This is a genomic window from Neisseria sp. HMSC070A01 (assembly GCF_001810165.1).
In the GTDB taxonomy this organism is placed as follows: Bacteria; Pseudomonadota; Gammaproteobacteria; order Burkholderiales; family Neisseriaceae; genus Neisseria.
In genome coordinates, this window is sequence record NZ_KV800119.1 from 46,984 (window position 1) to 67,757 (window position 20,774).

General features: G+C 47.3%; 19 protein-coding genes and 1 pseudogene. 15 read left to right on the plus strand and 5 right to left on the minus strand.

Annotation, left to right across the window (positions count from 1 at the left end):
* Positions 1-41: 41 nt before the first annotated feature.
* The 3 genes from HMPREF2711_RS01475 to HMPREF2711_RS01485 all read right to left on the minus strand — a co-directional run bounded on the left by HMPREF2711_RS01475 (position 42) and on the right by HMPREF2711_RS01485 (position 2,149).
* Positions 42-467, minus strand: a complete 426-nt coding sequence (locus tag HMPREF2711_RS01475) for a low molecular weight protein tyrosine phosphatase family protein (RefSeq protein WP_231288066.1) — start codon at positions 465-467, stop codon at positions 42-44.
* Positions 439-654 (minus strand): hypothetical protein, encoded by a 216-nt coding sequence (locus HMPREF2711_RS01480; RefSeq protein ID WP_003746339.1) that lies wholly within the window; start codon positions 652-654, stop codon positions 439-441. Before HMPREF2711_RS01480 ends, HMPREF2711_RS01475 begins: the two co-directional genes overlap by 29 nt.
* Before the next feature lie 187 nt (positions 655-841).
* Positions 842-2,149, minus strand: a complete 1,308-nt coding sequence (locus HMPREF2711_RS01485) for a replication-associated recombination protein A (protein WP_003746337.1) — start codon at positions 2,147-2,149, stop codon at positions 842-844.
* Positions 2,150-2,300: 151 nt separating this feature from the next.
* On the opposite strand from HMPREF2711_RS01485, the gene HMPREF2711_RS01490 reads away from it, so the two are divergent.
* The 15 genes and pseudogenes from HMPREF2711_RS01490 to HMPREF2711_RS01555 all read left to right on the plus strand — a co-directional run bounded on the left by HMPREF2711_RS01490 (position 2,301) and on the right by HMPREF2711_RS01555 (position 19,113).
* Positions 2,301-2,675: a hypothetical protein gene (locus HMPREF2711_RS01490; RefSeq protein ID WP_003746335.1), complete on the plus strand. Its 375-nt coding sequence runs from the start codon at positions 2,301-2,303 to the stop codon at positions 2,673-2,675.
* An 86-nt stretch (positions 2,676-2,761) separates the two neighbouring features.
* Positions 2,762-4,171, plus strand: coding sequence for a threonine synthase (gene thrC, locus HMPREF2711_RS01495; protein ID WP_003746333.1), 1,410 nt, complete (start codon positions 2,762-2,764; stop codon positions 4,169-4,171).
* Between the two features lie 228 nt (positions 4,172-4,399).
* On the plus strand, positions 4,400-6,166 hold the full coding sequence (msbA, locus tag HMPREF2711_RS01500) for a lipid A export permease/ATP-binding protein MsbA (protein WP_003746332.1): 1,767 nt from the start codon (positions 4,400-4,402) through the stop codon (positions 6,164-6,166).
* A gap of 84 nt (positions 6,167-6,250) precedes the next feature.
* Positions 6,251-7,027, plus strand: coding sequence for a ferredoxin--NADP reductase (locus tag HMPREF2711_RS01505; protein WP_003746329.1), 777 nt, complete (start codon positions 6,251-6,253; stop codon positions 7,025-7,027).
* Between the two features lie 73 nt (positions 7,028-7,100).
* A pseudogene (locus HMPREF2711_RS11220) lies at positions 7,101-7,793 on the plus strand (uroporphyrinogen-III synthase); the annotation flags it as partial.
* A 159-nt stretch (positions 7,794-7,952) separates the two neighbouring features.
* On the plus strand, positions 7,953-9,224 hold the full coding sequence (locus HMPREF2711_RS11225; protein WP_283118163.1) for a uroporphyrinogen-III C-methyltransferase: 1,272 nt from the start codon (positions 7,953-7,955) through the stop codon (positions 9,222-9,224).
* A complete protein-coding gene (locus tag HMPREF2711_RS01515) occupies positions 9,221-10,444 on the plus strand; it encodes a heme biosynthesis protein HemY (RefSeq protein WP_070615294.1) in 1,224 nt (407 codons plus the stop codon). Before HMPREF2711_RS11225 ends, HMPREF2711_RS01515 begins: the two co-directional genes overlap by 4 nt.
* A 136-nt stretch (positions 10,445-10,580) precedes the next feature.
* The gene (gene hemE / locus HMPREF2711_RS01520; protein ID WP_003746322.1) at positions 10,581-11,642 is read left to right on the plus strand and encodes a uroporphyrinogen decarboxylase; all 1,062 of its coding nucleotides are present in this window, start codon (positions 10,581-10,583) and stop codon (positions 11,640-11,642) included.
* 143 nt (positions 11,643-11,785) lie between these two features.
* Entirely contained in the window at positions 11,786-13,279 is a 1,494-nt protein-coding gene (cls, locus tag HMPREF2711_RS01525; RefSeq protein WP_070615296.1) for a cardiolipin synthase, read from the plus strand.
* 253 nt (positions 13,280-13,532) lie between these two features.
* Complete coding sequence (locus HMPREF2711_RS01530; protein ID WP_003746318.1) at positions 13,533-14,276, plus strand: hypothetical protein; 744 nt, start codon at positions 13,533-13,535, stop codon at positions 14,274-14,276.
* Between the two features lie 338 nt (positions 14,277-14,614).
* Positions 14,615-16,711, plus strand: coding sequence for a TonB-dependent receptor plug domain-containing protein (locus tag HMPREF2711_RS01535; RefSeq protein ID WP_003746316.1), 2,097 nt, complete (start codon positions 14,615-14,617; stop codon positions 16,709-16,711).
* 464 nt (positions 16,712-17,175) lie between these two features.
* Complete coding sequence (locus tag HMPREF2711_RS01540; protein ID WP_070615299.1) at positions 17,176-17,370, plus strand: YgaP family membrane protein; 195 nt, start codon at positions 17,176-17,178, stop codon at positions 17,368-17,370.
* Positions 17,371-17,382: 12 nt separating this feature from the next.
* A complete protein-coding gene (locus HMPREF2711_RS01545; protein WP_070615302.1) occupies positions 17,383-17,904 on the plus strand; it encodes a rhodanese-like domain-containing protein in 522 nt (173 codons plus the stop codon).
* A gap of 79 nt (positions 17,905-17,983) precedes the next feature.
* A complete protein-coding gene (locus HMPREF2711_RS01550; RefSeq protein WP_070615305.1) occupies positions 17,984-18,286 on the plus strand; it encodes an ArsR/SmtB family transcription factor in 303 nt (100 codons plus the stop codon).
* 200 nt (positions 18,287-18,486) lie between these two features.
* On the plus strand, positions 18,487-19,113 hold the full coding sequence (locus HMPREF2711_RS01555; RefSeq protein WP_070615308.1) for a hypothetical protein: 627 nt from the start codon (positions 18,487-18,489) through the stop codon (positions 19,111-19,113).
* A gap of 248 nt (positions 19,114-19,361) precedes the next feature.
* Here HMPREF2711_RS01555 and HMPREF2711_RS01560 read toward each other — a convergent pair whose 3' ends face one another.
* Both HMPREF2711_RS01560 and HMPREF2711_RS01565 read right to left on the minus strand, forming a co-directional pair.
* Positions 19,362-20,015, minus strand: a complete 654-nt coding sequence (locus HMPREF2711_RS01560) for a hypothetical protein (protein WP_070615311.1) — start codon at positions 20,013-20,015, stop codon at positions 19,362-19,364.
* A complete protein-coding gene (locus HMPREF2711_RS01565) occupies positions 20,008-20,760 on the minus strand; it encodes a hypothetical protein (RefSeq protein ID WP_070615314.1) in 753 nt (250 codons plus the stop codon). The genes HMPREF2711_RS01560 and HMPREF2711_RS01565 overlap by 8 nt, the downstream gene beginning before the upstream one ends.
* Between the last annotated feature and the right edge of the window lie 14 nt (positions 20,761-20,774).

Sequence of the window (20,774 nt, forward strand, 5' to 3'; positions counted from 1 at the left end):
GTAAGTCATATTTTTTTCAGATAATCTTGAGGAAAACCTCATTATCTAGACAGATAAGGCACGACACTTTCCTTCAATATTTCTATCAATTCTTCATCCATGTATCGATAATCATCAGGAATATCTAAAACAATCATTTCCTTATATTGCAAAGTACGGGGAAACTGTGCCAGCAGACGGCTCTTATGTTTTTGTTCCATTACGAAAATCTTATCCGCCCATGCAATGTCATCTATGGAAACAGTATGCCGCGCATTGGGGCTGGTTCCTGCAGAACGTGCCTGTACATTTGGATAACGTCGAAATACGGTTTCAGCGGTAGGACTGCGCCATTGGTTACGACTACAAATAAAAAGTGCATTCATAAAAATTAAAAAAGGCGGAAAATATCCGCCTTGTGAAAACCATCTCGATTGAATCGAAAATGTATCTTTTGAGTTAGTCAAACCATTCAGCATCAAATTCATGCTGTCTGAACGGATAAATAAAACCCAGTTTTTGTGCACGTTTGATTTTATTGCTGCGGAGATACATCAAATCCCACTTTTTTTCGGGTTTATATTTCAAAGGATTTTTGCCACGTACACGATGACTGGGGCGTTGCTCTTGATGTCGTCGCCATGCACGGCTACGACTTTGATCTAAATTATCCATTATCTGCTTTCTAATTTTGTTTCGGAAATCGGGTTCAGCAGCCGCGATTTTTTATGTATTCGATTATTCGGCAAGAAAATAGGATGACAAAATTATAGCGAAATTAAAGATCTAATGCCAATATTAAACAATTTATTACGCTCAAAATAGCCAAATGCCGTCTGAAACTTGAGACACATTTATTGTTTTAATCATCCAGCGCATCTTCATCCAAGGATTTCAGCCATTTCAGCTTTTCACCAATTTTGATTTCCAATCCGCGAGGGACGGGTTGGTAGAAGTCGGGTTCGTCCAAGCCGTCGGGCATATAGCTTTCGCCGGCGGCGTAGGCATTTGGTTCATCATGGGCGTAGCGATATTCGCGTCCGTAACCCAATTCTTTCATCAACTTGGTCGGCGCATTGCGCAGGTGGACAGGCACTTCGTCGCTGGCATTTTCTTTGACGAAACGGCGCATTTGGTTGTATGCCTTATAGCCTGCATTGGATTTGGCAGCGGCGGCAAGGTACAACACGGCTTGCGCCAAAGCAAGCTCCCCTTCCGGCGAGCCTAAGCGCTCATAAGTCGCGGCGGCATCATTAGCAATCGTTAAGGCACGCGGATCAGCCAAGCCGATGTCTTCCCATGCCATGCGGACAATGCGGCGGGCGAGATAGCGCGGGTCGGTGCCACCGTCGAGCATACGGCAGAACCAATACAATGCCGCGTTAGGATGCGAACCGCGTACGGATTTGTGCAGGGCGGAGATTTGGTTGTAGAAACTCTCGCCACCCTTATCAAAACGGCGGATTTGCGCCCCGAGACTGTCGGCGAGAAATTCGGCGGTTAAGGTTTTCAGACGGCGTGTATCGGCAGCACGTAAAAGTTGTTCCAATAAATTCAACAATCTGCGCGCATCGCCGTCGGCGGTATTCACAAGCAATTCTTGCGCATCCGCTTCAATCGTAAAGTCTTGGTATTCGGGCAAAGCCAATACTTTGGCAATCAGTTTTTTTAGGTCGTCTGAAGACAAGGATTGCAAGACATAAACCTGCGCCCTGCTGAGCAATGCCGGATTGACTTCAAATGACGGGTTTTCCGTGGTCGCGCCAATAAAGGTTAATAAGCCGCTTTCGACATAAGGCAAAAATGCGTCCTGTTGCGCTTTGTTGAAGCGGTGTACCTCGTCAACAAACAAAATCGTCGCTTGCCCTTGTTGCAAGGCAATTTCAGCTTTTTCAATGGCCTCGCGTATGTCTTTCACGCCGGAAAATACGGCGGAAACAGGCAGAAACTGCGCATTGAAACTCTGCGCCAAAATCCGTGCCAGCGTGGTTTTGCCTACGCCCGGCGGCCCCCACAGCAACATAGAATGTGGCTTTCCTCCTTCCACCGCCACGCGCAAAGGTTTGCCCTCACCGATTAAGTGCTGCTGCCCGATGACATCATCTAAAGAATGCGGGCGCAGGCGTTCGGCTAAAGGGGCTTCGGGTTGGCGGGCGAAAAGGTCAGACATAGAGGCTTTCGTGCTGATTGATTGAAAAGAAAACTCGCTAGCATTATACGGTAGTTTCGCAAACACACATATCGGGCCGCATTACGGTATAATACATGCTATTTTGAGAATTCTTCGGACGTTTCAGACGGCCTTGTTTACAGGAAACATCATGACTTCAAAAGCTCTTTTGGCAGCTGTTACATCAGCTTTCTTATTGGGTGCATGCGCTACCGGCGGCGACTCTTTCGGCGGTTTGGGCAGCGGTACGGGTATCGGCAGCAGCGTAGTAAAAATGGCGGTAGACAGCCAATGCCGTACCGAATTAAACAAACGTAACGAATGGCGCGTCATCGCTTTGGCCATGAGCGCGGAAAAACAAGCCGAATGGGAAAATAAAATCTGCGGCTGCGCCAGCGAAGAAGCGCCAAACCAATTGACTGCAACCGAAATGATGCAGGTATTGAGTCCGGCAACCCGCGAACAGGCCATTGCTTCCGTTACTGCAAAAACGGTTACCGCCTGCTTCAAACGACTCTACAAATAATCGTTCAGACGGCCTTTTTTCACATCAAGGCCGTCTGAATTCGTTTTGACTTTCTATTTGAATTTTAAATACATAGAGAAGAAACCATGAAATACATCAGCACCCGCGGTGCGACCGCACGCAAGCAATTTAGCGAAGTTTTATTGATGGGTTTAGCTCCTGACGGCGGTTTGATGCTGCCTGAGCAATACCCTCAAATCGACCGTGCTACTTTAGACCAATGGCGCACACTCAGTTACCCCGAGCTGGCGTTTGAAGTCATGAGCCTGTTTGCCACCGACATCCCTGCTGATGATTTACGCGACATCATCAACCGCACCTACACCGAAGAAGTATTCGGTACCAAAGCCATCACGCCGGTGCGTACACTTTCAGACGGCATCAAAATCCAAGCCCTGTCCAACGGCCCGACTTTGGCATTCAAAGACATGGCCATGCAATTCTTGGGCAATGCGTTTGAATATGTATTGAATAAAGAAGGCAAAGAACTCAATATCTTAGGCGCCACCAGCGGCGATACCGGCTCTGCCGCCGAATATGCCCTGCGCGGTAAAAAAGGCGTCAACGTCTTCATGCTGTCTCCGGAAGGCAAAATGAGCGCATTCCAACGCGCGCAAATGTTCAGCCTACAAGATGCCAACATCCACAACATCGCCGTTGAAGGCATGTTTGACGACTGCCAAGACATCGTCAAAGCCGTACAAAACGATGCCGAATTCAAAGCCAAATACCACATCGGCACAGTCAACTCCATCAACTGGGGCCGCATCGTCGCCCAAGTCGTGTACTACTTCGCCGGTTATTTCAACGCCACATCAAGCAATGACGAAAAAGTCAGCTTCTGCGTACCAAGCGGCAACTTCGGCAATGTCTGCGCCGGCCATATCGCCCGTCAAATGGGTCTGCCTATCCACCGCTTGATTGTCGCCACCAACGAAAACGACGTATTGGACGAATTTTTCAAAACCGGCGCATACCGCCCACGCAACAGCGAACACACCCACGTCACTTCCAGCCCGTCTATGGATATTTCCAAAGCCTCCAACTTCGAGCGTTTTGTGTTTGACCTGATGGACCGCGATGCGGACGAAATCCAAACCTTATGGGCGGAAGTAGCCTCCGGCAAAGGCTTCAATTTGGAATTTGCCTTAAACAAAGTACATCAACAATATGGCTTTGTTTCCGGTAAATCGACCCATGCCAACCGCCTTGCCACCATCAAACAGGTTTACGAGCAAGATCATGAATTGATTGATCCGCATACAGCCGATGGCGTCAAAGTTGCCCGTGAAGTCCGCGAGGCCGGCGAAACTATCGTCTGCCTCGAAACCGCACTGGCCGCCAAATTTGAAGCCACCATCCATGAAGCGGTCGGAGAAGTTTCCATCCCCCGCCCTGCCGCATTGGAAGGCTTGGAAAATCTGCCGCAACGGGTCCGTGTTGTCCCTAATAATGCGACGGCAGTAAAAGACATCATTAAGGAAGCTCTGGCTTAACCGGCCGTCCTTGACGACTGATGAGGCCGTCTGAAACTTTTTCAGACGGCCGCAACCGATATTTAAGAAGTGGGCAACATTATTGCCAAACCCACCAAACCACAGTCGTTCCCAATATAAAATCAAGGCGTTAAAACAATACCGACTCCTTTTGACTTTCAATTGCAAACATTGTAATGACAGATATTTTCGTTTAGAATTGCATGTTTGCTCTAAATTTGGATTGATATGCAGACAACACAAGCCACATCCAACTGGGAGTTATACAAGCGCTTGCTTGGATATTTGAAAAGCTATTGGAAGATGTTTATCGTCTCCGTAGTGGCCATGCTGATTGTCGCCGGTACGATGCCGGCTTTCGGTTACTTGCTCAAACCTTTGATCAATGAAGGTTTTGTCGATAAAAACATGAAAAGCATGTCATGGTTGCCGCTGGCAATTGTGGCGCTGTTTTTCGTTCGCGGCCTGTTTAACTTCATCAACGAATATTGCACGACGTATCTGTCCAGCCACTTGGTGCAGCGCTTGCGCGGTGAAATGTTCAACAAAATGATGCACCTGCCGACTTCGTATTTCAGCAGCAATACCGGCGGCCGTTTGATGTCTCGCATCTTGAACGACGTCAATCAAATTACCGATGCAGGGTTTAACGTCATTACCGTGATTGCCAAAGACGGCGTGAGCGTAGTCGGCCTGTTGGGCTTGCTGACTTATCTGAACTGGCGTTTGACCCTGATTACTTTTATCATCTTACCGGTCGTCGCCGTATGTATCCAAACAGTCAGTAAACGCCTGCGCAAACTGTCTGCCAACAATCAAATTTATCTTGGCCAGCTGATGCAGGTCTTGGGCGAAAGTATTAATGGCGAACGCGTTGTAAAAATCTACGGTGGTCAAGATTATGAAAACCGCCGCTTCGACCGTATTGCCAATGATGTTCGCCGCAACCTGCTCAAACAGGTTTCCGCCAGCTCTGCCGGTACCGGTATTACGCAATTGATGGCTTCGGTCGCTCTGGCCGCAATTATTTACGCAGCAGCCCGCCAAGCAGGGCTTTCCGGCTTTAGTGCAGGCGATTTCATGTCGTTTTTGTCCAGCATGATCATGATGTTTGACCCCATCAAACGCATGACCGGTGTGATGCAATCCCTGCAGCGCGGTTTGGCGGCGGCAGAAAGCGTCTTCACCTTTTTGGACCAACCCGAAGAAAACAACGAAGGCAAACAAACCCTCAGCCCAAACCCTGGCAATATCGAATTTTGCGATGTTGTACACCGTTATCCTGAAGCCGAACGCAACAGTTTGAACCACATCAACCTGCTTGTCCCGCAAGGCAAAGTGACTGCATTGGTCGGCGCATCGGGTTGCGGCAAAACCACCTTGGCCAATATGTTGCCGCGCTTCCTTAATCCCAATGAAGGCGAAGTTTTGATCGGCGGCATCAACATCAATGAATATACGCTCGAAAGCTTGCGCAGCCGCATGGCATTCGTCAGCCAAAACGTTGTCCTGTTTAATGGTACGATTGCTGAAAACATTGCCTATGCACAAGCTGACAAATTCAGCGAAGAAGAAATTATCAATGCCGCAAAAGCAGCCAATGCCTGGGAATTTATCCAAAAAATGCCGCAAGGCCTGCACACTGAAGTCGGCGAAAACGGTTTAAAACTGTCCGGCGGCCAACGTCAACGTCTCGCTATTGCGCGTGCGCTTTTGAAAAACGCGCCGATTTTAATTTTGGACGAAGCCACCAGTGCATTGGATAATGAATCCGAACGTTTGGTGCAAACCGCATTGGAAAACCTGATGCAAAACCGTACCACTTTGGTGATTGCCCACCGACTTTCTACCATCGAAAAAGCAGACAACATCGTTGTCATGCATGAAGGCAATGTCGTCGAACAAGGCACACACCAAGAATTAATCAGCGCAGGCGGACGCTATGCCGACCTGCACAGCCTCAGCGAAAAATCAGCCGTACCGGCGAGCAAGTAGCTGAAGCCGTATTCCACTCTTTTTATTAACCTCGGCCGCCCCGACTTATCCTATTCAGACGGCCTTATCCGACAGGAAATATCAATGGCAGCATTCAACACCCAGAAAGTCTTGTCCGTACACCACTGGACCGACGCTTACTTCACTTTCACCTGCACCCGTGACGAATCTTTGCGCTTTGAAAACGGCCAATTCGTCATGGTCGGCCTGATGGTTGACGGCAAACCGCTGATGCGCGCATACAGCGTGGCTTCGGCCAACTGGGAAGAGCATCTGGAATTTTTCAGCATTAAAGTACAAGACGGCCCATTGACCAGCCGCCTACAACACCTTAAAGTCGGTGATGATGTCCTCATCAGTAAAAAACCGACCGGTACACTGGTTGCCGGCGACCTGAATCCGGGCAAACACCTCTACCTCTTGAGCACCGGTACCGGCATCGCCCCTTTCTTGAGCATTACCAAAGACCCTGAAATTTACGAGCAATTCGAAAAAATCATCTTGGTTCACGGCGTACGCTACAAAAAAGACTTGGCATACTACGACCGCTTCACCAAAGAATTGCCCGAACACGAATACTTGGGCGACTTGGTTAAAGAAAAACTGATTTACTATCCAATCGTTTCACGCGAAGACTATGTACACCACGGCCGTCTGACCGATTTAATGCGCAGCGGCAAACTCTTCGAAGACATCGGCCTGCCTAAAATCAATCCGCAAGACGACCGCGCCATGTTGTGCGGCAGCCCTGCTATGTTGAAAGACACCTGCAACGTCTTGGACGAATTCGGCCTGACCGTTTCTCCGAAAACCGGTGTCCGCGGCGACTACCTGATTGAGCGCGCATTCGTCGATCAATAACGTATCTCCGGCAACAGGCCGTCTGAAACCCTTCTTTCAGACGGCCTAAAACCTTAATAATTTATCCCACATTATGCCTACTCTACTCATTATCCGTCCGTCCAACCGTCCGCAACAAGATATCCAAACCTGCCATGCAGCCGGTTGGCAGGCTCAAGTATTGAGTCCGATCGAAATAGAGGCAGACCGTTCGGGACTAAACAAACTTCCCGAACAATTCAAGCAAGCCGATGTCGTGTTTTGGGTCAGCCCGACCGCTATTGAAACCGCAGCGCCGCACCTGAACTTTTCAGACGGCCCCAAAGCACACATTACCGTCGGCCAAACCAGCCAACATACTTTGGCACAATTCTCCCCTTATCCCGTATTCTCTCCCGAAGACGGCAACGACAGCGAAGCCGTCTTGAGAATGCCTATTTGGAAAAACCTACCGCCCAACGCCCGAGTTCTCATTATTCGAGGTCATGGCGGCCGCGATTATTTGGCAGACAAATTAAGCGCACTGGGTTTCCAAATCGACTTCGCCGAAATCTATTTCAGACGGCCACACGCCATCGATTGGCAGCACTTTAAAACCGAAGACATCGCCGCCGCCTACGTTACATCCGGCGAACTTGCACGCGAATTTTTCCATCAGATTCCGCCGCAATTTTCCCGATTCTTCGAATCCTTGCTATACTTTACCCACCATCCGCGCATTGCCGATGCACTTCGCATCGTCGGCGCCAAACATGTAGAAACCGTCACTTCTTTATCCGCTGCACTTTCATCCATGCCACAAAGGAGTCAAGCAGTGACCCAAGTCGAAGACAATAAAGATACCCGACAAGTTGCCAATACGGCAGCTTCGGCGCCTGAACGTTCTGAAAACACCAGGCCGTCTGAACCAATCAAACCTACCCAACCTCAGCGAGTGGAGGCGAGCATGCCCGAGTCCAACAATCTCCCACAAAACAACGCCCCTGTCATCATCAAACAATCCGGCGGCAAAGCCTTGGCCGCAGGTGCAACCGTCTTGGCACTGCTTGGCTTGGGCGCGAGCGGATTCCTGTTTGTACAGGGTCAAAATGTTTTAAAAAACCAAGAGCTCGAATTCAATCAAAAAATCGACAAAGCTGCGTTGGGCGAGTCTGAAAACGCCAGCCTTTTAAAAGACAACCTCAACCGCCAAACCGCTATTCAGGCCGAGTTAGACCGCTTGAACAACGGTCAAAAAAGCAATAGCGATCAAATTCTGCAAACGCAAAAAGCTTATCAAGAGCTGCTTAAAGGCCGTATCAACTGGCTGGTTGACGAAGCCGAATCCATGCTGAACACTGCTTCGCAACAATTGATGCTGTCAGGCAACCTTCAAGGCGCGGTCAGCGTATTGGAACACATCGACAGCCGCCTGAGCCGTTTTGACCAGCCCGAGCTTATCCCCGTCAAACAAGCCATCAGCAATGATTTGGCCGCACTGAAAAACCGTCCTTATGTCGATATTTCCGCTACCGCCCTGCGTATCGACCGTTTGGAAACCGCCATTTCCGGCCTGCCTTTGGTCTTGGACGGCGTATTGAAACCGGGTGCCGCGCCTGTCGAAACCGCCCATTCAGGAACTTGGTGGGAAAATATATGGGAAAAATCCCTCAATGCCCTCAAAGGCTTGGTTGAAGTCCGTCATCTGGACAGCAACGACGCCATGTTGATTTCGCCCGAACAAACCTACTTCATCCGTGAAAACCTGCGCCTGCGCCTTTTGGATGCGCGCATTGCCCTGTTGCAACACAACAGCGAAGTGTATCAAAGCGATTTGAACAATGTTGAAGCAACCGTGAAGCAATACTTCGACAGCAAATCCCCTGCTACCCAGTCATGGCTGAAAGAGTTGGCCGAACTCAAAGCCCTTGATGTCCGCATGATTTCAGACGACAGCCTGAAAGCCAGCTTGAGTGCCGTTCGCGCTTATCAAGAAGGTTCGCGTACACAAATGACGAACGAAGAGGCTGCCCAAACCCAAGCTGCCGAGAAAACCGCTTCCGCTCCGGCGGCAGCTGCCGATCAAGCTACGACTGCCGCACCGGCCGCCGCTTCCGCCCCTCAATCTCTGGAAGCGCCTGCATTGCCGTCTGAAAACAAAAAAGAACCGGCTGCCGAAGCTACCAAACCACAAAACCAAACCAAGCCTGCTGCCAAAATTAAAGGAGAGCAAGCATGAAAACCGTCGTTTGGATTGTCATTCTGTTTGCCGCCGCCGTCGGTTTAGCGTTGGCTTCCGGCATTTATACAGGCAACGTGTACGTCGTGGTTGAGCAAACCATGCTGCGCATCAATCTGCATGCCTTTGTTTTAGGCCTGCTGTTGAGCGTATTCGTCTTGTATTTCCTGATTAAATTCGTGTTCGGCCTTTTGAACCTTCCGGCGCGTATGCAACGATTCGGCATTGCCCGCAAAGGCCGTCAGGCTTCTGCCTCTTTGAACAGCGCAGGTTTGGCATATTTTGAAGGCCGTTTTGAAAAAGCCGAACAAGAAGCCGCCAAAGTCTTGCAAAACAAAGAAGCCGGCGACAACCGCACCCTGGCTTTGATGTTGGGCGCGCACGCGGCCGACCAAATGGAAAACTTCGAACTGCGCGACCGCTACCTGCACGAAATCGAACACCTTCCGCAAAAACAACAGCTTTCCCGTCATCTTTTGCTGGCCGAATCCGCACTGGGCCGCCGCGATTATCCGACTGCCGCACAAAATCTTGAAGCTGCAGCCAAAATCAACGGCAACTTAAGCCGCCTGGTGCGCCTGCAATTGCGTTATGCCTTTGATCACGGCGATGCCTCAGATGTCCTAGCAAAAGCGGAAAAACTGGTCAAAGCCGGCGCCATCAACGATTACGAAGCAGAACAGTATCAAAACTGGGCATATCGCCGCCTCTTGAGCGAAGTAACCGATGCAGGCCGTCTGAAAGCCTGTTTGAAACAGATTCCCGAAAGTGTGAAATCTGGCGAATTGTGCGTCGCGATTGCCGAAAAATACGAGCGTTTGGGCTTGTATGCCGAAGCGGTCAAATGGGTAAAAACCCATTATCCGCAAAACCGCCAGCCCGAGCTTTTGGAAGCATTTGTCGAATCCGTTCGTTTCCTAAGCGAGCGCGACCAGCAAAAAGCCATCGATTTGGCAGATTCTTGGTTGCAGGAACAACCGAACAATGCGCTACTGTTGATGTATCTTGGCCAACTGGCTTACGGCCGCAAACTTTGGGGCAAAGCCCAAGGCTACCTCGAAGCCAGCATCGCCCTGCAACCCAGCGTATCTGCGCATTTGGTTTTGGCCCGTGTGTTTGATGAAACCGATCAGCCGCAAAAAGCGCAAGAACAACGCAATCTGGTTTTGGAAAGCGTGGCCGAAGAAGAACATCCGGCAGCCCTTCCTCAACCCAATTGATGTGCTGATTTCGCATTAAGCGACAACATGAAATCTACAACTAAACCAACCATTTAATCATTTCAGACGGCCTGAATAAACAACTAAGGCCGTCTGAACTTTGTTCCAACACACCAAATCAGAAAGCCTATTTATCATGACTGCTCTGAAAAACGATACTTTCCTCCGCGCCCTGCTCAAACAGCCTGTCAAATACACACCCATCTGGATGATGCGCCAAGCCGGACGCTATCTACCTGAATATAAAGCCACGCGCGCACGCGCAGGCAGCTTTCTCGATTTGTGCAAAAACACCGAGCTGGCGACCGAAGTCACCATCCAGCCTTTAGACCGCTTCGATCTGGACGCGGCAATTCTGTTTTCCGACATTCTGACCGTACCCGACGCCATGGGTTTGGGCCTGTATTTTGCCGAAGGCGAAGGCCCGAAATTTGAACGCGCTTTGCAACACGAAGCCGACATCGCCAAACTGCAAGTTCCCGATATGGAAAAACTGCAATACGTCTTTGACGCGGTAACTTCCATCCGCAAAGCACTGGACGGCCGCGTTCCACTCATCGGCTTCTCCGGCAGCCCGTTCACACTCGCCTGCTACATGGTCGAAGGCGGCAGCAGCAAAGAATTCCGCACCATCAAAACCATGATGTATTCGCGCCCTGATTTGCTGCATAAAATCCTCGACACCAATGCCCAAGCCGTTACCGCTTATCTCAATGCCCAAATCGATGCCGGCGCACAAGCCGTACAAATTTTCGACACTTGGGGCGGCGTGTTGAGCGATGCCGCATTTAAAGAATTCAGCCTGAAATATATCCGTCAAATCGTAGCCGGACTCAAACGCGAAAGCGAAGGCCGCCGCGTGCCTGTTATCGTATTTGCCAAAGGCGGCGGCTTATGGCTGGAAAGCATGGCAGAAATCGGCGCAGACGCATTAGGCTTGGACTGGACCTGCAACATCGGCGAAGCCCGCCGTCGCGTCGGCGAACAAGTCGCCCTGCAAGGCAACTTCGACCCGTTTGCCCTCTTCGGCACGCCCGAATCTATCCGCACCGAAGTCGCACGCATTCTTGCCGACTACGGCAACGGCAGCGGCCATGTATTCAACCTCGGCCACGGCATCAACCAACACGCCGACCCCGAACACGCCAAAATTCTGGTCGATACCGTACACGAATTGTCCCGTCAGTATCACAGTTAATGAAAGCAACGCAAAGGCCGTCTGAAAACAAAAACACAATTATCGTGTAAATTTGTTTTCAGACGGTTTTTCTATATACTTAATATTTGAAGCTTGTCGGCCTCAACCTTCAAATTGAAAAACCCAACCACTCCCCACCGAATATGAATTTCTTAAAAGACATTACCTGGACCGAGATTTTTATCTTCGCCCACACCTGCGCCGCACTCGCCTGCATGCTGCGCGTGTTGTACAAACAAAAAAATATCGGCTCAACCTTTGCATGGCTGATTATCCTCTTCCTTTTCCCCGTATTCGGAACCATCGCCTACATCCTCATCGGCGAGCCGCGTCTCGGTACGGCCCGCGCCAAACGTACCGGCGAAATGAACCGTTTCTACCGCAACTTTGCCGCCGCCCACCTTACCGATATGTATCTCGATATTGCCGACCAAGTGAAATCGCGTTACCACGGCATCAGTAAAGTTGCCGAAAAAGGAACGGGGCTGGGTGCAACCCGAGGCAACGCCATGAGCCTGCTCTCAACCACCGACACCATCATCGACAGCATGCTTGCCGACATACGCGCCGCAGCCCATTCCTGCCTGTTGGCCTTTTACATTATCGAACCCAAAGGCCGCATCGAAGAAATTCTAAATGAAATCCTTGCCGCCAAAGCCAGAGGCGTAGACTGCGCGATACTGGCCGATGCTGTCGGCAGCAGGAGCTTTCTTGAAAGCGATTGGGTAGAGAAACTGCGCCAAGCCGGCGTTGAAGTACATACCTCCTTACCTGTCGGCATCTGGCGTACATTATTCACACGCACCGATCTGCGCAACCACCGTAAACTCCTCGTTATCGACAGCAAAATCGGTTACACCGGCAGCTTCAACCTCGTTGATCCGCGCTACTTCAAACAAAACTCAGGCGTCGGCGAATGGATAGATGCCATGATGCGTTGCACAGGGCCTATGGTACTGGAGCTGTCAGCCGTCTTCTTCGCCGACCTTGCCGTCGAAACCGATAAAAACCTCCAAAACGTACAAACATACCTCAACCAAGCAAAAAACCTGCTGCCCCAAATCCTTCCCGAAAAAATGCAGCAAGGCAATATTGTTGCCCAAATCATTCCCTCCGCTCCCGAGCAAAGCAGCTTCGTCATTTACGAAACCATCATCAGCGCCATCTATGCCGCTACCAAACAAATCACGATTACCACCCCCTACTTCGTCCCCGACGAGCCGCTTCTCATGGCATTAACCGTCGCCGCCAAACGCGGCGTCAAAGTAACCCTGATACTGCCTGCCAAAGTCGACTCACTGATGGTACGCTACGCCTCACGCGCCTACTACCCTATGCTGCTGGAAGCCGGCGTCAAAATCGCCATGTTTGAAGGCGGTCTTCTACATGCCAAAACCATGACCATAGACGAAGACTACTCCCTCTTCGGTACGGTTAATATGGACATGCGCAGCTTCTTCCTCAACCTCGAAATCAGCCTCGCCATCTACGATCGCGACACCACCAAACAAATCTGCAACCTCCAACGTGACTACCTCAAAAACAGCAGCTACATTGCCATCAAATCATGGCAACAACGCTCCAAACTCCGCGGCCTCGTAGAAAATGCCGTCCGCCTGATGAGTCCTTTGCTGTAAAAAGTAGTGAGGCCGTCTGAAAAACACTTTTCAGACGGCCTTTTTATACAGAAACAGATTAACCAGCGATACCAACTCACAAAATCAAAGTCCGGTTTGTTTTCAAATCTATTTTAATTACTATAAATAATTTATCTTGTTTTTACAGCTCTGCTTTCTACCCAATTAGATTAATAGTATAGAATACGGATAATTTTTCATATTATTTAATATATTCAGATTGTTAACCTATTAAATTATCTCAGGAGCAATTATGTTCAAAATAAAATTCAAATTGTGGCTGACAATGCTGTTGGCTGCAATTTTAGCTGCTTGTTCCCAGCAATCTCCTTCATCTGAAGCTCCTGCACCAGCAGATTCAGAAATAGCCAATCAAAGCGTAGAAACAGCAGAAAAACTAGGAACCAGCTGGGGAGATGAAGTACAGTCTTCCGTTCATTCCGTAGATTTGCGCCGTGTCACGAAAAACCCTTTGGCAGAAGGCGTATTGAACTACTCAGCTAAAGATTATCAGGGTAAAAAAATCAACTCGATTTCTTTAGCAGCAGGCAAAGTGGAATTATCCGTGCAATCTGACAATGGCGACCTGTTTCCAATCTTCCGCGACGGTAGCAACTACTTTTTGCAAGGTAAAGACGGTCAGTCATACCGTTTGGTTTATAAGAACAATAGCAATAAAACTTTGGAAATTATAGCCAGCGTAGATGGTTTGGATGTCATCTCAGGCCAGGCTGCCAGCAGATACTCAGATGGCTATGTTCTGTACCCACATGATTCACTGGTAATCGAAGGTTTCCGTAAAAGTGATGATGCTGTAGCATCTTTTGTATTCAGCAACCCAGAAGACTCTTACGCTGCAAACTCGGATAAAGGCTCCATCAAAAATACAGGTGTAATTGGTACGGCTATTTTTGAACTATACGACCCAACGCAAAAAAATAGCGAACCTGACGCATTCCCAGCCGATAACGGATATGCCCAACCACCTTCCAAATAAACAAGCCTCACAAACTGCATAGTTAAGCTTGTTAAACTTAAAGGCCGTCTGAAATAATTTTCAGACGGCCTTTTAAAACACCTATACACAATATTGATCATCGATAAATATTCAACTCATCCCTTTTCTCCAGTTGCAAAACAGTAAGCCTCAACATATTTTCTCTCAAAATAGTTTTACAAAATTTAACCATAAACAAACCAATTGATATTTATAAAAATATCCAAACTACAAATCAAAATGAGACCAATATGTTCTTTTACATTTATTTGTAGTTTGATAATCATTATTAAAATAATTAGAATAAACGGTCAATTTTTTATTCCTTGGGAAAAATCATGAATAAAACCTCTTTTCCTGTATTCCGCCTTAGTCTCATTACACTCGCACTATCAACAGGCTTCGCTCATGCCGAAAATTTGCAACCAGCAGAAACTGCCGAGCTGAATGAAATTAAGGTTACCGGTACTGCCGTACCGACCCGCGTTACCCGCAATCAGCTTGACCGCGAAACTTCGACCGATTTGAAACAAGTCATGAAAGACCAAATCGGTATGGATGTCGGCGGCGGCAACGGCGTGGCGCAGTTTTACAGCATCCGCGGCGTCGGCGAAGACAAGATTAATTTGGAAGTGGACGGCACCAGCCAATCCACCAAAATTTTCCACCACCAAAGCCGCTTCCAGCTTGACCCCGCTTTGGTGAAAAGCATCAACGTCGAAAAAGGCACGGGCGCGGCGAGCGCGGGCTTGGGCGCGGTCGGCGGTACCATCCGCGTAACGACGGTTGACGCGAAAGACCTACTGACCGACGGCAAACCTTTCGGTTTCAAACTCGGCGCGGGCTTGAGCAGCAATAAAGGCTCAACCGGCAACGCGGCGGTTTACGGCTATCAAAACGGCTTCGATGCCTTGTTTGCAGGCAACTTCCTCAACAACCGCGACTACAAAGACGGCAACGGCGATGTCAACCGCGGCAGTCATCTGAAACAGCACAGCTACCTCGCCAAACTCGGCTACGACTTCAACGACGACCACGGCATCCGCCTGACCTACCGTCAGGAATACCAAAAAGGCAACCGCACCGACAAAGCCGAGTTCCAAAACGTTGACAGCTATGTCGGCGTGGACGGCACTTATCAAAAAGAGCAGACCTACAATCTGGAATACCGTGGCCGCAACGTCGGCTTCCTCGACAAAATTGACGCCAACGTCTTCCAAATCAACACCGACGACACCAAGCCACCTAAAGGCGCGCCTTCCCCGAAAGCACATGCCTCCGGCACGGCTCAAGGCGGCGTTCCCATCGGTCAGCTTGAGTTGAGCAAAATCAAAGCAACCGGCGCCAACCTGAACCTCGCCAGCTCCTTCGGCGACGGACACATGGTGAAATACGGCGTCAACTACCGCCACGAAACCTCCGAGCCGTCCGACAAAGGCGCATGGCTGAAGATTCTCGGTTTGTATGAACGCGACAAAGAGAAGAAAGCCGAATACGGCGTGTACGCGGAAGGCATCTGGAACCTGAACCCCGTTACCCTGACCACCGGCCTGCGTTACGACCATTTCAAATACAACGCCGCCAGCAAACAAAGCGCGTCGCACGGACAGCTGAACCCCAGCATCAGCGCGATTTGGGACATCAACGACAACTTCTCCCTCTTGGCAAACCTCAATCAGGCAAGCCGTGCGCCCCGCCTGAACGAAGCCCTGTTGGCTAACGAACGCGCAGGCGCTGCCGCCGATTTGGACAGCAACCTCAAAGCCGAAACCGCCCGCCGTGCCGAATTGGGCTTCAAATGGCGCAACGACAACTTCAACGTCAGCGGCAGCGTGTTCCACCAACGCATCAAAGACCTCATCGTCTATCGTTGGGCAAAAATCAACAACAACACCGCCTCCATCACCGAACGCGGCAAGATTTACAACGGCGGCACGCTCAAAACCTACGGCTACGAACTTGACGCGTCCTACCGCTGGGGCGGCCTGACCGCACGCGCCGGCGTATCCTACGTCAAACCCCGCCTGAACGGCGAAATGTACTACGGCGAAAGCCCGATTCAAGCAGAAGACCACGAAAGCTCGTTCACCTTCTGGAACACCGGCCGCCAATGGCTGACCGGCCTGTCTTATCAGTTTGAAAACCCCAAACTCGAAATCGGCTGGCGCGGCCGCTACGCCCAAAGCGTGAAATACACCGACGTCGCCCGCGGACAAGGCACGATACACAGCAAGAAAGCCGGCTACGGCGTACACGACATCTACGCCAACTGGCAGCCGCTGAAAAAAGACAACCTGAACGTCAACTTCGCCGTCAACAACATCGGCAATAAGCAATACCGTTCGCATAGCCAACGCTTCCCTGACGGCAACGGACGCGTGCCCTTCTACGAACGCGGCCGCGAATTTGCCTTGGGCGTGAACTATCGTTTCTGATGATACGAACGACGTTATAAAGAAACCAAAGGCCGTCTGAAATTCAATTTTCAGACGGCCTTTTATAATTCGTAGACAATTTGATTTTAAAGTATTTCCTCTCCCTTGCTAGTTACACAACGGATTATCCAGTCTTCAAATCGTCTCCATTGGACTTCTTTTCCAAATCTGTCATGATTTGATTCCTTCTGAAAACTGACTACCAATTCTTCCAATATAAATAAAGTATTATATAGATAATCTCCAGTGCCGTCTGAAAATATCAGGCTGTATTTTTACATTTAACCATGACGTTGGAGATTGATTCTATTTGTGCGTTTAAAAAATACAATGCAAATATTCATTACACTTTTGCTGTAAACCATTTGACAAAGTCATTTTTAGGAATATAATATTTCTCATATATGATTTTTGTTATATATATTTATTGATAGATACTTCATTCTGAAACAAGGAGCAATAAAATGAAACGAAACTTGGGTACTTTGGATCGCGTAATCCGTATTATTATCGGTGTAGCGCTGATTGCTGCGGCCGCTACCGGACAAATTGGCTGGTGGGGTTGGCTGGGCATCATCCCTCTGGGTACAGCACTGATTGGCAACTGCGCGCTGTACAGCTTATTGGGCATCAACACCTGCCGCATCAACAAAAAATAACGAAGGCAAAACATGAGTACGGTCGGACAATTCCCGCGAATTACGCCTTCCGAAGCCATGGCAAAAATCCGTGACGGCGCTTTGGCAGTGGACATCCGAAGCCAAGCCGAATATCGGGGCGGACATATTGGCGGTGCATTATCCCTTCCGCCTGAACGGCAGCGAGACAAACTGCCTGATGATACAGCCTCGTGCCTGATTTTTTATTGCCTGAGCGGTAAACGTACAACACAGGCAGAAACAATATTGTCAACGCTTGGCCAAGATCGAGAATGCTATATTATAGAAGGCGGCTTACAGGCATGGAAGGCTGCAGGGCTTCCTATTGTTGCCGACCGTGCCGCACCGGATATTATGCGACAGGTACAAACCATAGCGGGCAGTTTGATTCTGTTAGGCGTGCTGGCAGGTTGGCTGGTATCGCCTTGGTTTTATCTGATAGACGTAATGGTCGGCGCAGGCCTGTTAACGGCCGGACTAACCGGATTCTGCGGCATGGCACGCCTGCTGGCCAAAATGCCATGGAACCATTAAGTAAAGGCCGTCTGAAAGTTGCTGCTAAGGCCATTATGACTGATAATTCGACCTCCTCATTTGCCGAAAAGCGTGAAAAATGACCATTGCCGATAATCAACCGCCCTACGAAGAAGCCACCGCTTTTCTCAAACTTCTGGCTAATCCCAACCGTCTCGCCGTATTGTGCAAACTACATGAAAGGCCGCACAATGTAACCGAGTTGGCTGAATCATCCGGACTGCCGCAAGCAGCAATGTCCAGCCAACTAGCCCTACTGCGTGAAGCCGGATTGGTGTCTTTTGAAGTAAACCACCGAGAGCGGCAATATTATATTGCCGACCCCCGAGTTAACGAGATGATACAGCTGCTGTATTTTTTTTTCTGCGCAGAAAAATCTTGAAATATGGTTGTACTGCCTTAGAAAGGCTATTCGGAAAATTAACCTAAAAGGTCGTCTGAAAATTTTTCAGACGACCTTTTTATACTGCTTCTGTATTTACACTTAAAGCACGCGTACGTGCGTACCGCGCACACCCTACCTGCAGCTTTCATGCTGACTAATGCTTGCTGGTGATAAAGTTATTAAGGAATTTGGCAAATATGGGAAAGATTGAGAAATTTAAATCTGAATTATTGGATAACATCTTTGAGTACATTCAGTGTATATCCATTTTTGTCTATAAGAAAAATATATATTATTTAATTGATTATAAAGAAAATTTTGAGTTGGATGCGAAAATATCTTTTGATATTTATTTAAAAGAGGGAGTTATAACTAAAGAGCAATATGATTGTGATTATAAAAACTACCGTAATGGTATCTGGCAGTTAACTAAGGATAATTTTGAAAACTATCTTCAATCAGATTCAGTCATTGTATTAAAAAAAGATGAATTGAAGGAACTGATGTTTCAGGGATTTACTTTAGATGAGGCAGCAAGATTATATTCCGTTGTCGAAAATAAGTTGTCGTACAATGAACCTATCTCGAATTCCAGCCAACAAAGTGATTTCCTAAAAATCAATCAGATTTCTTCGAGGCTGCCGTTGTTCTATATTAATTTTGATACGGAAGTTTACCTTCATATGGATTGGGACAGATGCCATGAAGATTATGTCTATGATGGCTGGTTTTCTAAGGCAATGGACTTTGGGTATTTGATACCGGACGAATTTTGTTATTGGAAAATCGAAGGACGGGATTATTGGAAATTTCGGCAATTATAAAAATAAACAAACGATACAAGTCGTAGTCTGCCCAAAACTTGAAGGTGGTTCTGAGGTGCGCACGAGGTTAACCAATTGATATTTCGAATCATTTGATAAAATCTCGTCTGAAAGCCGGAAACTTTTTTCAGATGATCTTTTTTATCACACTCAAAGCTGGCGTGCGTACCGCACACACCCTATCTGCAGCTTTCATGAGAGCTGAGGCTTATTGTTGGTAATGATTTTAATGAGTTAGATTCACATTATTATTTTATGATGCTTTCCAAGTTTTCGTATCGAATTAGAGCATTATCCAAGGCGGAGTTTGGTACTATTTGTAATGGTTCTTCATGTAAAAGACGGTATACGGGGTTAATTAAGAGTTCTTGGAAGTTATGGGAATTTATTTTCAATAAGTCGATACTATAATGCCAAAATTTATTTCCATTGTCATAGTTTGACCAAATAATCGCATTATCTTCTAACGAAAATGATCCAGGCATTTCATCAAAATATAAAATTTCATCTATTGGATATTTAATAAACCATTCGCTATCATGTCTCATATCTGATGAACTAATATGAATCAAAGGTCTACCTATTTGATTAGGAATTGCAACACTTTCATCACTAAATGAAAATTGAAAGTTAATAAACCTATAAGCTCGATCATCAGTTAATTTTCTTTTTGTCTTATCAAATATGGCAATGCTTATATTGAACCAAGGCACTAAATACTCGCTATTTGAAATATGATAACTTTCTTGATGATTCGAAGCTTTAAATTTTGTACTACTATTAAGAAATTTATCTAATGTATTGATTAGTAGATCCTTTAGTACATCAATTTCTATAAAAAATTTATCCAATTCGTTTAATGCAGTTGTAATGTTTCTGCCTTGTTCTAAATAATTATCCATTGTTAATCTTCCATTGGTTTTTCAATTGAGTAACATTGATATTAGTAAAATTTACTAATTCAAATGTTTTATTATCCCATACTAAATAACTTGGGATAGGAAGTAAAGGAAAGAAATTAAATCTTTTAATATTCAGCTTTTCTAAAAATAATTTTAAATCATTCATATAAATATGATAAATTTTTGATTCAGTATTATTGCATTCTGCTAACACTATCTCTAAAAACTGCAACCAAGTAATTGCATACCAAGGATAATTTTTCTTTTTTTCATAAAAATTAGGGTGAATACTATTGGCTATATAAATTAAACATGTTTTCCCTTCTTGGAAATTCTCCCACTCTCTCTCTAATTGATCTTCCATAAAATGAGAGTTGATTCCCCATTTTAGTTCAACAATATAGTTTTCTTTTTTCCCATCAACACAAAAAGACACTAACAAATCTGGCTCAGTAATCTTTGTTAATTTATCCTTCCATTTATGTTGTTTTCGGCTCCAAAAAACAATTTCATGAGTAATTTCATGAGTAATATGAATATTGTTTGGAATGTCTTGCCTAGATAAAAGACGAAAAAAACGGTATATGGCTTTAGAATCAAGATATTTCATGCCTCCAAAAATAGTAGATGTAATTTCATCTTCTCGTGGTATGCGTTGATGGTTACCTTCAGATTGAGTAGAAAATTTCTTTTTAGCATCTTTTAACCAGCGACTACTTTTACCATGTATAACAGCATGAAGCATTGCGTATCCTTTTT